Source organism: Streptomyces sp. NPDC048278 (assembly GCF_040652195.1).
Classification (GTDB): Bacteria; Actinomycetota; Actinomycetes; order Streptomycetales; family Streptomycetaceae; genus Streptomyces.
The window spans coordinates 63,882-79,170 of record NZ_JBEZLP010000049.1; the positions used below are offsets into that span (position 1 = coordinate 63,882).

A 15,289-nucleotide genomic window follows, 5' to 3' on the forward strand; every position below is an offset into this window, starting at 1 on the left:
TCACACCTCCGCGATCTCGACACGGCGTGCCGATGAGAGCAGTTCCTGCGTGTACGCCTCGGCCGGTGCCTCGAAGAGCGCGTCCACGTCGCTGCGCTCCACGATGCGTCCGTCGCGCATCACGCTGACCGTGTCGCAGATGTCGGCCACGACACCGAGGTTGTGGGTCACCAGGACGACGGCCAGTCCGCGTTCTTCACGCAGTTCCCGCAGCAGTTCCAGCACCTCGGCCTGTACGGTCACATCCAGCGCGGTGGTCGGCTCGTCCGCGACGATCAGGTCCGGTCCTGAGGCCACCGCTCCGCAGATCAGGACACGCTGCGCCATGCCGCCGGAGATCTCGTGGGGGTACTGGCGGAACACGCGTTCGGGATCCTTGATGCCCACGCGTGCCAGCAGGGCCAGCAGTTCCTGCTCGGCCTCCTTCTTGGTCACGTTCTTCACCGCGCGCAGAGCGTGGGTGAGTTGCGCGCCGACCGTGAAGCAGGGGTCGAGGTTCGACATGGGTTCCTGGGGGACGTAGGCGATCCGCCGGCCGCGTGCCGCGCGCATGTGTTCCTCGTCGGCCAGCAGGTCCTTTCCGTCCAGGACGGCGCTTCCGCCAAGGACGACCGCCTCGCGGGGCAGGATTCCCAGGGTCGCGAAGGCGATCTGTGACTTGCCGGATCCCGACTCGCCCACCAGGCCGTGGACCTCGCCCCGGCGTACGTCGAGATCGACGCCGTGGACGACCTCGCGCACGCCGTCCGCGCCGTCGGGGTAGCCGACGCGCAGGCCGCGGATGGACAGCACCGCGTCGGGATCCTCGGCGGGCCGGGCCGGACCGTCCGCCGCGGCCTGTTCCCGTGCCTGCCGGATCACCTCGCGCCGGCGGTGTGCGGACAGCTTCCTGCTGTGCGCGGAAGACTGCAGGACGTCGCGCAGGGCGTTGCCGAGCAGGACGAGGGCGAGGATGGTCAGGCTGATGAGCAGGGCCGGCCACAGGACGCCGGCCTTGTTGTTGTAGATGTTGCCGAAGGACTCCTGCAGGACGCTGCCCCAGGACGCCTTGGCGGGGTCGCCGAGGCCGAGGAAGTCGACGCCGGCCTCGATGCCGATGCCCGCGGCGAGGACGAAGGAGCTCTGGATGACCACCGGCGCGCGCACGGCCCACAGTATGTGGCGGCCGACGATCCTCAGGTCGGACAGTCCCACCACCTTGGCCGCGTCCACGTACAGCTCGGTGCGGACGCCGACTACGACGGACTTGACCAGGCGGAAGTACGCCGGGGCGATCAGGAGCCCGAAGACGGTCATGGCGGCGACGACGTTGGGGCCCGTGCGTGCGTAGAGCGCGATGAGCAGGACGATGCCGGGCATCGACATGACGACGTCGGAGACCCAGCTCGACACTGCCTCGAACCTGCCCCGGTAGAAGCCGGCGACCAGGCCGCTCGTCACCCCGAGGGCGACCGAGACGACGAGGACCACCACGCAGGCGAGCAGTGTCTCGCGGGTGCCCCACATCAGACGCGACAGGATGTCCCGCCCCGTGGCGTCCGCGCCGAGGATGTGGCCGGAGCTGAAGGGAGCGGCGTTGACCGCGTTGAGGTCCGTCTTGTTGGGTCCGGTGGGCGCGAGCCAGGGGCTGGACAGGCCCAAGACCATCACGAAGAGCAGGAAGACCAGGCAGGCCGCGCCCTGCGGGTTGGCCAGCAGCCGCCGCAGCACGGACCGCCCCTTCACAGCTGCCCGGGCGTCCAGGTCGTCCGCGTCCAGCACAGGAGTGGTGGTCATCGCGTCCTCGCTTTCGGGTTGACGGCGGCCGTGGCGAGGTCTCCCAGCAGGTTGACGACGAGCACGATGACGATGGTCACCAGCACGCAGCCCATCACCACGGGCACGTCGCCCTGCTGGGCGGAGGTGTTGCTCAGGTCGCCCATGCCCGGCATGGCGAACACCTGCTCGATGATGACCACCCCGCCAATCAGGGCGATCGTCTGCAGGCTCAGCGCGGTGAGGCCGGGACCTGCAGCGTTGCGGAGCACGTGCCGGAAGATGATCCGGGACTCGGGTATGCCCCGGGCTCTCAGTGTCCGGACGAAGTCCTTGGAGAGGGTGTCCAGGACGGCTCCGCGAAACTGCGAGGCGGCGTTGGCGATCGATCCCACGAGCAGGGCGATGACGGGCAGGGTGACCGACTCGAGCCATCCGCTGACGCTGACGTCCGGTGAGACGTATCCGGTCGCCGGCAGCAGCCGGACGGAGACCGCGAAGGCGAAGACCAGCCCGATGGCGACGATGAACGGTGGGACGGCTGCTCCGAGGACCGCGAGGAACTGGACCACCCGGTCGATCCAGCCGCCGCGGACCGCTGCGGCGACACCGATCAGGACGCTCAGCACTGCGGTCAGCGCCAGCGCCAGAACGATCATGGTCAGGGTCACCGGCACCCGTGACGCCAGGGAGGACGTCACGGACTGCCCGGTGAAGAAGGAGTCCCCGAGGTTGCCGGTGACGACTCCTTTGAGCCAGTCCCCGTACTGCACGAGGAGCGGCCGGTCCAGGCCGAGCGTGACGACCTCGGCCTTGACGTCGGCCTCGGTCGCGTTCGTGCCCAGCACCGCCCGGGCGATGCCCGGGCCGTTGCCGTACATCAGCGTGAAGGTCGCGAAGCTGACCAGCAGCAGCACGGCCACCGCGCGGACCAGCTTCTTCGCTGCAGAACCCAACACCCGAGGGCTCCTATTCGCTCATGCCCGAAGGGCTACTGGAAGTCCCGCAGGACCGGGTGCAGGCCGCCCGGGTCGGTGGAGGGACGAATGTTGATCTTGGGGTTGTAGGCGTAGAACATGCCCGTCTCCGCCAGCGGCACGAACCACGCCTGGTCGACGACGTAGCGGTTGAGGGCCTGCTGGTCCTTGACCGACTGCTCCGGGGTGTCGGACAGGATCTTCTTCCAGAGCTTGGCCACCGTGGCGTCCTTCTGGTGCTCCACGTTCCAGATACCGTCCGGCAGGAGGTAGTCGGTGATGTCCTGCCGGGAGTCACCGTAGTTGCCGAGCTGCCAGAACGGCACCGGGTACTTGCCGCTGAGCAGCTCGGTGATGGCGTTCGGCCCGGACAGCGTGACCTGCTTGACCTTGATGTTGATCAGCCCCAGCTGCTGCTTGATCACCGGCATCAGCGAGTCGAGGTTCTGGCCCGCCAGGAACGGCACCTCAAGGTCGAAGCCCTTGGCGTAGCCGGCCTTCGCCATGAGCTTCTTCGCGGCGTCAACGTCGTAGGGGTACGGGTCCTTCAGACCCTTGATGTAGGCGTCCGTGCCGCCGCGGAAGATCTGGGCGGTCGGGTTGGCGAGCCCGCGGTAGAGGTTCTTCGAGAGGGCCTCCTTGTCGAAGACCATGTTCATCGCACGGCGCACGTCCAGGCTGCCCAGGGCCGGGATCTTCTTGCCCAGGTGGTCGGTGATCAGCATGCGGGTGACCTGGCTCTTGACCGACTGGATCTTCATCCCGGAGGCCTTGGCCTGGCTGTAGGTCGCCTGGGTGACGAGGGTGCCGTCGATCTGCCCCGTCTTCAGGGCGTTGATCGCGGCGGTCTCGTTGGTGATCACCTTGATGACGAGCTTCTTGTACGGGTAGGACTTGGTGTCCCAGTAGGTGTTGTTCTTGGTGAAGGTGTAGACGGAACCGCTGGTCGTGGCGGCCTGGTCGAGCGTGTAGGGGCCCGAGCCGACCGGTGCCTTGTTCGTCTTGCCCGAGGCCAGGTACTTCGGGCTGGCCATCTTCACCTCGCACAGCCGCAGGGCGAGCAGCGGGTTCGGCGTCGTCTCACTGATCACCACCGTCAGGTCGTCCGGCGTGGTGACCGTCATGGGGGCGAAGCGGGCTGCGCTGCCGCCGTGCTTCTTGGCGTACTCGATGGACGCCTTCACCGCCGCCGCGTTCACTGGGGTGCCGTCGGAGAACTTCATCCCGGGATGCAGGTGGACCGTCACCCCGGTGTTGTCGGACTTGAACGTCCAGGACTTCGCGGCGGCCGGCTGGGGCTTGCCCAGGGCGTCGCAGCGGAAGAGGGAATCGTAGACCGCCGACGCCCCCCAGCCCTGGTAGGCGGGCTGGCTCGTCGGATCCCACCCCTGGATGTCCTGCGACATGGCGAGCGTGAGCGTGTCCTTGCTTCCCGCCTTGCCCGACGCGGTACTCCCACCGGTGCAGCCGCTGAGGGCTCCCAGCGCGGCGAGAGACATGGTCGTTGTCACTGCGAAAGCAGATCTTGTGATGCGCCGCATCGTTGACTCCTTCAGAGGCGAGTGATGCGCGGCCCCGGCTACGTGCCGGCCGGTGCAGAAGCGTCACGGGCGCCCGAAACAGGGGCGCAAACCGGACCGATGGGGTGTGAGCAACGTTGTACGCGGCAACGTACGGAGGCGGGCCAGAATGAGTCAAGAGCGTGAACCGCACGACTCGGGTAACAGTTCCGCAACGTGCCCGTAGCCTGGCCTTCAAGTCTCCTTACCAAACGGCGCCCAACTGGGCTTTCATCACCGCGGCGGAAGACGGACCGGCAGCCACGCGAATGGCCGGCGACCCATCGCCCACCGGCCATTCCTCTTCACAGACGGGGCAGTGAGTGCACCGTTGCACACGCCGAGGTCCTGGTTACGAGGACCGCCGCGCCCGCCCGCCGCGCGCCGGAGCCGCACTCGAGCCACGTACCAGCAGCCGGGGCGCCACGACGTAGTGGGCCGGCTGCGTGCGGCCCTCCAGCCGCTCGAGAAGGAGGCGCGCGCTCATCTGGCCGGTCAGGTGGGCGGACTGGTCCACCGTCGTGAGGGAGACCCGGCCGATGGCGGAGGCGGTGATGTTGTCGTACCCCGTGACGGTGAGGTCTTCGGGGACCCGCAGGTCCCGCTCCTCCGCGGCCCTCAGGACACCGAGTGCCGCGATGTCGGCCCCCGCGAAGACGGCGGTCGGCGGGACCTGCCTGTCCAGGGCCTCGACAGCGGCCCGGTAGCCGCCTTCCTCCGTGTACGACGTCTCGATGACGTCCGGTTCCAGGCCGTGCCGTCTCATGGCGTCGACGTAGCCGTCGCAGCGCGCGGTGTGCGAGAGGACGAAGGGCCGCTCCAGGTCCCCCGTCGGGTGGGTGGTGTGCACGATCCGCCGGTGGCCGAGCCGCACCAGGTGGTCCACCATGAGCCGTGCGCCGCCGCGGTCGTCGTCCACGACCGTGTCGTAGTGGGCGGCGCCGCCGTGCCTGGCGACCACCACGGTGGGGATCTCCTGCCCGAGCCGTTCCAGCCACGCCGTGCTCGCCTCGGGCGCGATGACGACGAGCCCGTCGACCTGACGGTCGATCAAGGCCTCGATGCTGCGTTGCTGACGTTGGGCAACAAGCCCTCCGGTGATGAGAATCTCCTGGTAGGGGCCCGGTTCGAGTTCGTCCGTGACACCTTCGACGATCTCCGGCTGGAAGGGATGCGAAAGCGCCACGAGCATGACACCGACGGTGTAGGAGCGGCCGCGCATGGCGCGCGCATTCGCCTGGGGCCGGTAGCCCAGCTTCTCGATCGCAGCGGTGACCTTCTCCCGCATCTGCGGGCTGACGCCGTAAGCGTCCCGCAGCACCTTGGAGACGGCCGAGAACGAGACGCCCGCCTCCTGGGCAACGTCGTGGATCGTCACGCGGCGCGGCCCGGAGGGCCGCGGTGCGCCGTCGGTACGGTTCCGCCCCGACCGGACGCGCCGCTCACTCGAAGCGCTCATGTCACCCCGCAGTTCAGCGCCGCCAGAGCCGTTGTCCATTCGCGCCATGCTACAAGCGCCCGCATCGATCGCCGCCTCACCGGTTGACGCCCTCCTGACCTCTTGACACTGCTTCGGAGCACTCCTTACGCTCCCGACGTCCAACGTTGCACATTACCGGCCTGTTACGCGACTCATCCGATGGCGGAGACGGGCGTTCCCGAACGGAACGCGCACTGGCGCCCGCCGTAAGGCCCGGTCACCGAATGCTTGAGATGTCTGGAGACTCGCATGGTCGTGGCTGCTGCTGCACCTTCCCCACCTCGTTTCGAACACTTCACCGACGGCTCCCCTGTACGCGGTATCGGCACGGGCTCACCACGTCTGTCGTGGTCGGTCTCCCAGGCCAGCCCCGGTTACGAGCAGACGGCCTACGAGGTCGAAGTGGCACGGGGTACGACGACCGAGAGTTACCGGGTCGAGAGCGCCGAGCAGGTGCTGGTTCCCTGGCCCGCGAAGCCGCTGGGATCCCGGGAGTTCGCGGCAGTGCGCGTGCGCGTGGCCCACAAGGAGGAGTGGAGCGGCTGGAGCGAGCGCTCCGTCGTGGAGGCCGGTCTGCTCGGTGCCGGCGACTGGACCGCGTCCTTCGTCAGCCCGGCCGGGGTGGGGGCACTGCGCATGCCCGCGCCGGTGCTGTCCGGCTCGCTCCACGTTCCCGGAGAGGTGCACAAGGCCCGGCTCTACGCCACGGCACACGGCGTGTACAACGCCACCCTCAACGGGCGCCGGGTCGGGGACGCCGTGCTCGCCCCGGGCTGGACGGCCTACCCGCACCGGCTGCGCTACCAGACCTACGACGTGAGCGACCTCGTGCGCAGCGGGGACAACACACTGGAGTTCCTGCTGGGCAACGGCTGGTTCCGGGGCCGTCTCGGTTTCCGGGGCGAGCGTGCCCAGTACGGCGACCGGCTCGCACTGCTGGCGCAGCTGGAGGTCACGACCGCGGACGGCCGGGTCCACGTCCTTGGCACCGACGGCTCCTGGACCGCGCGCGAGAGCGAGGTCCTCGCCGACGACCTCTACGACGGACAGCGCACGGACCTGCGGCGCCACGGTCGCGGCTGGACCCCCGCGACGAGCTCCGTCGAGGTCGTCGCGGGCGACCTCGCTCGTCTCGTCGCACCGCAGGGGCCGCCGATCCGGGTCGACCGCCTGCTGTCGGCGCAGAAGGTGTGGACCTCTCCCTCGGGCCGCACCCTGGTGGACTTCGGCCAGAACACGGTGGGCTGGGTCCGCCTGCGGGTGCGCCACCTGGCGCCCGGCAGCGAGGTCGTCGTCCGCCACGCCGAGGTCCTGGAGGACGGGGAGCTCGGCACCCGCCCGCTGCGCACCGCGGAGGCGACCGACACGTATCTCGTCGCCGGCCGCGCGCAGGAGGTCCTCGAACCCGCCCTCACCTTCCACGGCTTCCGCTATGCGGAGGTGTCCGGGATCGCCGGCCTGCGCGCCGAGGACGTCGAGGCCGTGGTCATCACGTCGGACCTACGGCGTACCGGGTGGTTCGACTCCTCGCACGACCTGCTCAACCGGTTCCACGAGAACGTTGTCTGGGGCATGCGCGGCAACTTCGTGGACGTGCCCACCGACTGCCCGCAGCGCGATGAGCGGCTCGGCTGGACCGGCGACATCCAGATGTTCGCCCCCACCGCGGCCTTCCTGTTCGACACCGCCGGGTTCCTCGGCTCGTGGCTTGCGGACCTCGCCGCCGAGCAGTTGCCGGACGGGTCCGTGCCGTACGTGATCCCGGACGTGCTGCACGACGCATCGCCCGCCGCGGCGGCGTGGGGGGACGCCGCCGTCGTGGTCCCGTGGGTGCTCTATCAGCGCACGGGTGACCAGGCGGTGCTGGAACGCCAGCTGCCGAGCATGCGCGCCTGGGTCGACAAGATGGAGTCCCTGGCCAGGCCGGACCGCCTGTGGACAGGCGGCTTCCAGTTCGGCGACTGGCTTGACCCGGACGCGCCCCCGGAGGCGCCCATGCGCGCGAAGGCCGACCCCGACGTCGTCGCCACGGCCCACCTGGCCCGCTCGGCGGCACTCGTGGCCGAGGCCGCGCGCGTGCTGGGCCGTGCCGCCGAGGCCGAGCACTACGCCGCCCTGGCCACCGAGGTGCGCGAGGCCTTCAACCGTGCCTACGTCACCTCCGCCGGCCGGATCGTCTCGGATGCTCCGACCGTGTACGCCGTCGCCCTCTGCTGGGGGCTGCTGCCCGGTGAGGAGCAGCGGGAGCAGGCCGGCCGGCGGCTGGCCGACCTGGTGCGCGCCAGCGGATTCCGGATCAGCACCGGCTTCGTGGGCACCCCGCTCGTCACCGACGCCCTGGCCTCCACCGGCCACGCGGACGTCGCCTACCGGCTGCTGCTGCAGACCGGCTGCCCGTCGTGGCTGTACCCGGTGACCATGGGAGCGACCACCGTCTGGGAACGCTGGGACAGCATGCTGCCCGACGGGAGCATCAACCCCGGCGAGATGACCTCGTTCAACCACTACGCGCTCGGCGCCGTCGCGGACTGGATGCACCGGCGGGTGGCCGGTCTCGCCCCCGCTGCCCCGGGTTACCGCAGGATCCGGGTGGAGCCGTTGCCGTGTGCAGCGCTGACCTCGGCATCCGCCCGGCATCTGACCCCGTACGGAGAGGCCTCGGTCGCGTGGGAGCGCGTCGACGGGCGCTTCCGGCTCGATGTGCGGGTACCGGTGGGAACGACCGCTCAGGTGCACCTGCCCGGTGCCGTCGACCCCGTCCTGGTCCATCACGGCAAGCACCATTGGGTGGTGACCGATCCCGTCGCCCCGCCGCACAGACCGTCCGCCCCGGTCACGGTCCGGGACGTCATGGACGACCCGGCCGCCTGGGCCGCGGTGGTCGACGCGGCCGTCGAGACAGGCCTGGCCCCCCGTGGCGAGACCCAGGTCGCGGTCGGGCTCTTCGGCCACCTCGACGCGCCCGCCGGCGATCTCGCTCCCGCCCTGGTACCGCAGGACCTGCACCTGGGCGCCGACGCCTTCCACCGGGCCGTGAGCACGATCATCGAATCGGACTCCGCCTGATGTCCCCGGTGCCCGCAATCACGCAACACAAGGAGAACCTCGACCATGTCCACTGAGGACTACCGCGACATCCTGCTGCCCAATGCGGCCCGAGCCGAGCTGCTCCTGAGTGAAATGACGCTGGAAGAGAAGTGCGACCAGCTCACCGCCGTCTGGCCGTGGTGCCTGGTGCGTGCCGACGGTTCGGAAGCGGACGGCGCGGAGGAGGTGATCAAGCGGGCGCCTGGGCACATCGCGGGGCTGACGGCCGACGATCCGGCCCGGCTCGCGCGTCTGGTGGGCGGGATCCAGCGGCAGTACGTGACCCGCACCCGGCTCGGTATTCCGGCGCTGGTACACGCCGAGGCCCTCAACGGTTTCGTCGCCGGGGGCCACATGGTCTTCCCGACCGGCACCGGCCTGGCCGCGGCATGGAGCCCCGATCTCGTCGAGGAGATGGCGGACCTGATCCGTCACCAGATGCGCAGGGTGGGCTTCCGGCAGGCGCTGTCCCCGGTGATGGACGTCGCGCTCGATCCGCGCTGGGGGCGGGTGCACGAGACCTACGGGGAGGACCCGTATCTGGCCGCCGCGCTCAGCGTGGCCTACACCCACGGCCTGCAGGGGGACGACCTGGCGGACGGCGTGATCGCCACCGCCAAGCACTTCCTGGGCTACGGTCTCGCCTCGGGCGGCATCAACCTGTCGGCCTACGAGGGCGGCGCGCGCCGTACCCGGGACCTGTTCGCCTACCCCTTCGAGGCCGCGATCCAGCTCGCCGGCCTGAGGTCCGTGATGAACTCGTACGCGGACGTGGACGGCGTTCCCGCGGGCATCTCGCAGGAGATCCTGACCGATCTGCTGCGCGGGACCCTCGGCTTCGAGGGGTTCGTGGCCTCGGACTACACCACGCTGGAGCATGCGGTGAACCGGCAGCGGGCCGCCGCCACCCCCGGGGAGGCGGGGCGCCTGGGCATCCTCGCCGGCCTGGACGTGGAACTGCCCAAGGCGTTCGGCTACGGCGACGGGCTCATCGACGAGGTGGCGCAGGGCCGGCTGAACGAGCGGGACGTGGACGCCTGCGTGCTGCGGGTCCTGCAGGCCAAGTTCGACCTCGGCCTCTTCGAGAACCCGTACCCGGCCGAGCGCATCGACCTGGACGCCACCGCCGCGGAGGGCGGGCAGCTCTCGCAGGAGCTGGCAAGGCGCGCGGTGGTGCTGGCCAAGAACGACGGGCTGCTGCCGCTGTCCCCGGGCGCGGGCAGCGTGGCCGTCATCGGCCCACACGCCGACGTGGTCTCCCTGCAGTTCCCCACGTACACCTATCCCGCGTGGCGGGAGATGACCCTGCGGATGGCACAGGGCGCGCTCGGCAACCAGATCGGCACCGAGCCGGGCATGGACTCGTGGAACGACGACCTGTTCCCGCCGGTCGACCAGGAGACGTTCCTGCGCGAACGCTACGGGGCGCGCACGCTCGCCGACGCGGTCGGGGACTTCGCCGGCACGGTGCTCGTGGAGCAGGGCAGCACTCTGACCCGGTCCCTCGGCGCCGACGCCCTGGAGCGGGCGGTCGACGCCGCGCGCCGCTCCGATGTCGTGGTGCTCGCGCTCGGCGGCGCGAGCCTGTGGTTCACCGGCGAGCGCACCGAGGGCGAGGCGAGCGACTCGGCGGACATCTCGCTGCCGCCCGCCCAGGCGGCCCTCGCCGAAGCGGTGGCAGCCACCGGCAAGCCCCTCGTCGTCGTGCTCACCCAGGGGCGTGCCTACACGCTTCCCGAGGCGGTGCGCGACGCGGCGGCGATCGTGGTGGCGCCCTACGGCGGGCCGTTCGGGCCGAGCGCGGTCGCCGAGGTTCTCTTCGGCGTGGTCAATCCCAGCGGGAAGCTGCCCTACAGCATTCCGCGACACACCGGACAGATCCCGGTCTACCACCACCAGCCCGCCGGTACCGGCTACCGCAACCCGCTGCCGCCGGGCACGGGCCGGCTCTACCTGGACATGGAGGCGACCCCGCTGTACCCGTTCGGCCACGGCCTGAGCTACGCCGACTTCGCGCTCGCCGACCTGTCCGGCGACACGGAGGTCGGCACCGGCGACGCCGCCCGCATCAGCGCGATCCTCACCAACACGGGCGCTGTCACGGGCGCCGTCACCCTTCAGCTCTACGTGCGGGTCAACGCCTCCGGTGTCACCCTGCCTGCCCAGCAGCTGGCCGGCTTCAACCGGGTCGAGCTGGCGGCCGGCGAATCCCGCCGGGTCACCTTCTACCTGGAGGCCGCCCAGCTCGGTCACACCAACGTGGCGCGCGACTTCGCCGTCGAACCGGCGCACGTCGAGTACTTCCTCGGCTTCGACTCCGACGACCGGCGTCTGACCGGCTCCTTCGACCTGATCGGCGAGCCCAGGATCCTCACCAGCCAGGAGCGTTCCTTCCTCTCCGAGACAGTCGTCGCCCCCGTCTGACCCGGCCACCGAGACAACCGAAGGCGATGCCATGACACCGCAGCCCACCCGGATGCAGGTCGAGCCCGTGGACCTGCCCAACCCTCTGATCCCCGGTTTCAACCCGGACCCCACCTGCATCCTCGTCGACGGGACGTACTACACGGTCACCTCGTCGTTCGAGTACCTGCCGGCCCTGCCGGTCTACCGCAGCACCGACTTCGCCCACTGGGAGCACATCGGCAACGTCGCGCCCCGTGAGGAGCAGGTCGGCCTTGCCCGAACGGCGTCCACCGCCGGCGTGTTCGCGCCCACCCTCCGCTACCACGAGGGTCTCTACCACCTCATCGTCACGGTGACCGACAGCCCGCGCGGCTGCGTCCTGTTCACCGCGAGCGACCCCGCCGGTCCCTGGAGCGACGGGGTCACCATCGAGGGCATCAACGGCATCGACCCCGACCTGGCCTGGGACGAGCACGGAACGGCCTACGTCACGTTCAGCGGTCTGCACCTGGTCGGTACCGAGGTGGTCGCCAACCGGGGCATCCTCCAGGCGAGGGTCGACCTCGTGGCCGGCAAGATCCTCGAGGAGCCCCGGGAGCTGTGGTCGGGCACCGGGCTGGTCTCCCCCGAGGCGCCGCACCTCTACCACCGCGACGGGCAGTGGTATCTGATGATCGCGGAGGGCGGCACCGGTTACGGGCACTCGGTGAGCATCGCCCGCGGCCCGAGTATCGAGGGGCCCTTCGAGGGGGCGCCGCACAATCCCGTCCTCAGCGCGTCCGGCACGGACCGCCGCGTGCAGTGCACCGGCCACGCCGACCTGGTGCGCGGGCCGCACGGCAAGGACCTGCTGATCCTCCTCGGCACGCGCATGGTCGGACGCACCGCCGCCCTGTGCCGGGAGACCTACGTCACCGCGGTGGAGTGGGCCGACGGCTGGCCGCACGCGGCCCCGGTGCCGTACAGCCCGCGGTCCGAACCGGTCGACGAGTACTTCGAGTTCACCGACCCGGCCGCCCTCGCGGACCCAGGCTGGCTCGCCGTGGGCCGCACCCCCCAGACGGTGGTGTCCGCTGGCGGCCGTCCCGGTTACCTGACCCTTCGCGCGGACTCCGGGGGCATCGACACCTTCCGTCCGGACTTCGTCGGCCGCCGTCAGCGTCATCTGACCAGCGTCGTGGAGACCCGTGTCGCCCCGGCCGACGGCAGGGGCGGCCTGGGGATCCGCCTCGACGAGGACTTCACCATCTCCGTTCTCGCCGAGCGGGCGCCGTCCGGCAGCGGGATCCGGGTCACGGGCCGGGCGTCCATGCCCACTCTGTCCCACTCCTGGAGCGCCGAGGCGGCGGGCGACGAGGTCGTGCTCCGGATCGCCACACACGCGCCCACCGCGGGACGGCTGCCGTGGGCGCCCACGGGCGACCTCGTCCGGCTGAGCCTCGTCGACGGCGACGGCGTCGAGACGCAGCTGGCCGAGTTCGACGGCCGGGTCTGGTCGTTCGAGACCGCCGCTTCCTTCACCGGGCGCGTCACCGGCATGTTCGCCGAGGAGGGCACCGTCCACTTCGCCGACTTCCGCTACCACGGAGAGGCCCTGACGTGACCGGCCTGCCGCCGCGCGTCCTGTTCGGCGCCGCCTACTACCACGAGTACCAGCCCGCCTACGGCCCCGACAACCGGTCCGACGACCGGCTCAAGACCGACCTCGACCTGATGGCGGACGCGCGCTTCACCGTCATCCGGGTCGGCGAGTCGGTCTGGTCGACGTGGGAACCGGAGAACGGCCGCTTCGACCTGGACTGGCTGCAGCCCGTCCTCGACGGCGCCCACGAGCGCGGGATCCGCGTGATCCTCGGGACCCCGACGTACGCGGTGCCGCCGTGGCTCGCCCGCCTCTACCCCGAGATCGCGGGCGAGCGGGAGACCGACCGGCGCATCGGCTGGGGCTCCCGCCAGGAGGTCGACTTCACCCACCCTGCTTTCCTCTTCCACGCCGAACGCGTGGTGAGGGAAATCGTCGCCCGGTACGCCGGTCACCCGGCCGTCATCGGGTTCCAGGTCGACAACGAACCCGGCAACGAACTCCTGTACAACCACGGGATCTTCGAGCGTTTCGTCGACCACCTGCGCCAGAAGTACGGCGACGTCGAGACCCTCAACCGCGAGTGGGGGCTGGTCTACTGGTCGCACCGGCTGTCGACCTGGGCCGACCTGTGGCGGCCGGACGGCAACGCGCAGCCCCAGTACGACATCGCCTGGCGGGAGTTCCAGGCCCGCCAGGTCACCGAGTTCATCAACTGGCAGGCGGACATCGTCCGCGAGTGCGCCCGGCCCGACCAGTTCGTCACCACCTGCATCTCCTACGTACGCCCCGCGGTGGAGGACGACGAGCTGACCGACCGGCTCGATGTCACGGCTGGCAACGCCTACTACGGCATGCAGGACCTCCTCGCGCTCCCGGACACCACATCCGGGGAGCAGGAAGCACGGACGCGGCAGAGCGATGTGTGGAAGCTGTATCTGGCCGCCGACCGGATGTACTCCTCCCGCCAGGAGCCGTTCCTGGTCACCGAGACCAACGCCGGCGCGATCGGGCCGCCGTGGGACAACCGGCCCGCCTACGACGGTCAGTGGCGCCAGGCCGCATGGGCTCTGGTGGCCCGGGGCGCGCGGATGGTGGAGTACTGGCACTGGCACACTCTGCACTTCGGCACGGAGACGTACTGGGGCGGCGTACTGCCGCACACCGGCCGGCCCGGCCGCGTTCATGCGGAACTGGCCCGCTTGGGCGCGGAGTTCGAGGCGGCCGGCCCGCTGGTCGCCGGCCTGCGGCCGGATGCCGACATCACCGTCGTCCGCTCGACGCCGAGCATGTGGCACATGCAGAAGTACCCGCCCCTGTCGGCTCCGGACGGCGGCCCCGACCCCGAGGCGTATCACGGGATCGTCGATCCCTTCTACCGCGGCGCCCTCGACGCCGGGCGCCAGGTGCGCATCATCCACGCCCGTCAGTTGCACGACCCGCAAGGCCGACGGGCCGGCCTGGCACCCGATGAGGCTGCCCGGCTCCACCCCGTTCTGGTCGTCCCCGCCCTGTACCTCGCCGATGACACGACCCTCGACTGGCTCGCGGCCTACGCCCACGCGGGCGGCCATCTCGTCCTCGGCCCCCGCACCGGGTACGCGGACCACGAGGCCCGTGCACGGCAGGAGCCCGCGCCCGGACGGCTCGCCGCAGCAGCGGGCGTGAGCTACGACGAGTTCAGCAACCTCGCGCAGGATCTCCCGCTCCGCGCGGTGCCAGGCAGTCCGCTCGGCATACCCGAGAGTGCGACGGCCACCCGCTGGGTGGACGGTCTCACGGTCACCGACGCCGAGGTCCTCGCCGGATACGACCACCCTCACTTCGGACGCTGGCCGGCAGTGACGACCCGCCATCACGGCCAAGGCCGTGTCACCTGCGTCGGCACCGTGCCCGGCCTCGCACTGGCCCGGACACTGTCCGCATGGCTGGCTCCCGTCGCGTGCAGCGGCTGGCAGGAGCTTCCGGTACCGGTCACCGCGACCACGGCAACCGCCGCGGACGGACGTCGTGTGCACGTGGTTCACAACTGGGGCTGGGAGCCCGCGCAGGTCGTCACCCCGGTCGCACTGACCGACGTCCTGGAGGGCGGCTCGCTGCCGGTTGGCACGAGGGTGGAACTCGGGGCGTGGGACGTCAGGGTGTTCGTCACGGCGGAGGACCGGGTCTGAGCACGATCGGATCTTGCCTGGCCGACGTTATGCGTATAACGTCAGCCAGCAGGTAGTAATGAGCAAAGGTGTCACCGCAAGGAAAGGAGGTTCCCGATGAATGCGAGGCAGGGGACGCTCCGCCTGTGGATATTCGGTGACCACTCCTACCGCAGCGAGTTCTACGGCTGACGCGCCGGCATGTGTCGAGGGCACACGTGTGCCCGAGCATGAAGTGATATCCATACCACCGGGCCAGCGGAGCAGGGTTGTCGGATGATCTTCGGCTGCGC

General features: G+C 70.3%; 8 protein-coding genes. 4 read left to right on the forward strand and 4 right to left on the reverse strand.

The annotated features are described in order from the left end of the window. From AB0D74_RS45875 to AB0D74_RS45890, 4 genes are all read right to left on the reverse strand, one after another. Entirely contained in the window at positions 1-1,776 is a 1,776-nt protein-coding gene (locus AB0D74_RS45875; protein WP_362600925.1) for a dipeptide/oligopeptide/nickel ABC transporter permease/ATP-binding protein, read from the reverse strand. Further along, complete coding sequence (locus AB0D74_RS45880) at positions 1,773-2,711, reverse strand: ABC transporter permease (RefSeq protein ID WP_362600928.1); 939 nt, start codon at positions 2,709-2,711, stop codon at positions 1,773-1,775. Before AB0D74_RS45880 ends, AB0D74_RS45875 begins: the two co-directional genes overlap by 4 nt. 35 nt (positions 2,712-2,746) lie before the next feature. Beyond that, the gene (locus AB0D74_RS45885; RefSeq protein WP_362600931.1) at positions 2,747-4,243 is read right to left on the reverse strand and encodes an ABC transporter substrate-binding protein; all 1,497 of its coding nucleotides are present in this window, start codon (positions 4,241-4,243) and stop codon (positions 2,747-2,749) included. A gap of 400 nt (positions 4,244-4,643) precedes the next feature. Then, positions 4,644-5,750: a LacI family DNA-binding transcriptional regulator gene (locus tag AB0D74_RS45890; protein WP_362600934.1), complete on the reverse strand. Its 1,107-nt coding sequence runs from the start codon at positions 5,748-5,750 to the stop codon at positions 4,644-4,646. Positions 5,751-6,020: 270 nt separating this feature from the next. Here AB0D74_RS45890 and AB0D74_RS45895 point away from each other — a divergent pair, with 270 nt between their 5' ends. From AB0D74_RS45895 to AB0D74_RS45910, 4 genes are read left to right on the forward strand one after another with little or no spacing between them, the layout of a single operon-like run. Continuing rightward, positions 6,021-8,837 carry a glycoside hydrolase family 78 protein gene (locus AB0D74_RS45895; RefSeq protein WP_362600937.1) on the forward strand — a complete coding sequence of 939 codons (2,817 nt, stop codon included), beginning with the start codon at positions 6,021-6,023 and terminating at the stop codon, positions 8,835-8,837. Positions 8,838-8,882: 45 nt separating this feature from the next. Further along, entirely contained in the window at positions 8,883-11,282 is a 2,400-nt protein-coding gene (locus tag AB0D74_RS45900; protein WP_362600940.1) for a glycoside hydrolase family 3 N-terminal domain-containing protein, read from the forward strand. Between the two features lie 31 nt (positions 11,283-11,313). Beyond that, the gene (locus AB0D74_RS45905; RefSeq protein WP_362600943.1) at positions 11,314-12,867 is read left to right on the forward strand and encodes a family 43 glycosylhydrolase; all 1,554 of its coding nucleotides are present in this window, start codon (positions 11,314-11,316) and stop codon (positions 12,865-12,867) included. Beyond that, a complete protein-coding gene (locus AB0D74_RS45910; RefSeq protein ID WP_362600946.1) occupies positions 12,864-15,017 on the forward strand; it encodes a beta-galactosidase in 2,154 nt (717 codons plus the stop codon). The genes AB0D74_RS45905 and AB0D74_RS45910 overlap by 4 nt, the downstream gene beginning before the upstream one ends. The last annotated feature ends 272 nt before the right edge of the window (positions 15,018-15,289 follow it).

Bases quoted from the DNA above. Each gene is read 5' to 3' on its own strand.
- AB0D74_RS45875 (WP_362600925.1), bottom strand. From the start codon at position 1,776: ATGACCACCACTCCTGTGCTGGACGCGGACGACCTGGACGCCCGGGCA.
- AB0D74_RS45895 (WP_362600937.1), top strand. From the start codon at position 6,021: ATGGTCGTGGCTGCTGCTGCACCTTCCCCACCTCGTTTCGAACACTTC.
- AB0D74_RS45905 (WP_362600943.1), top strand. From the start codon at position 11,314: ATGACACCGCAGCCCACCCGGATGCAGGTCGAGCCCGTGGACCTGCCC.
- AB0D74_RS45900 (WP_362600940.1), top strand. From the start codon at position 8,883: ATGTCCACTGAGGACTACCGCGACATCCTGCTGCCCAATGCGGCCCGA.
- AB0D74_RS45890 (WP_362600934.1), bottom strand. From the start codon at position 5,750: ATGAGCGCTTCGAGTGAGCGGCGCGTCCGGTCGGGGCGGAACCGTACC.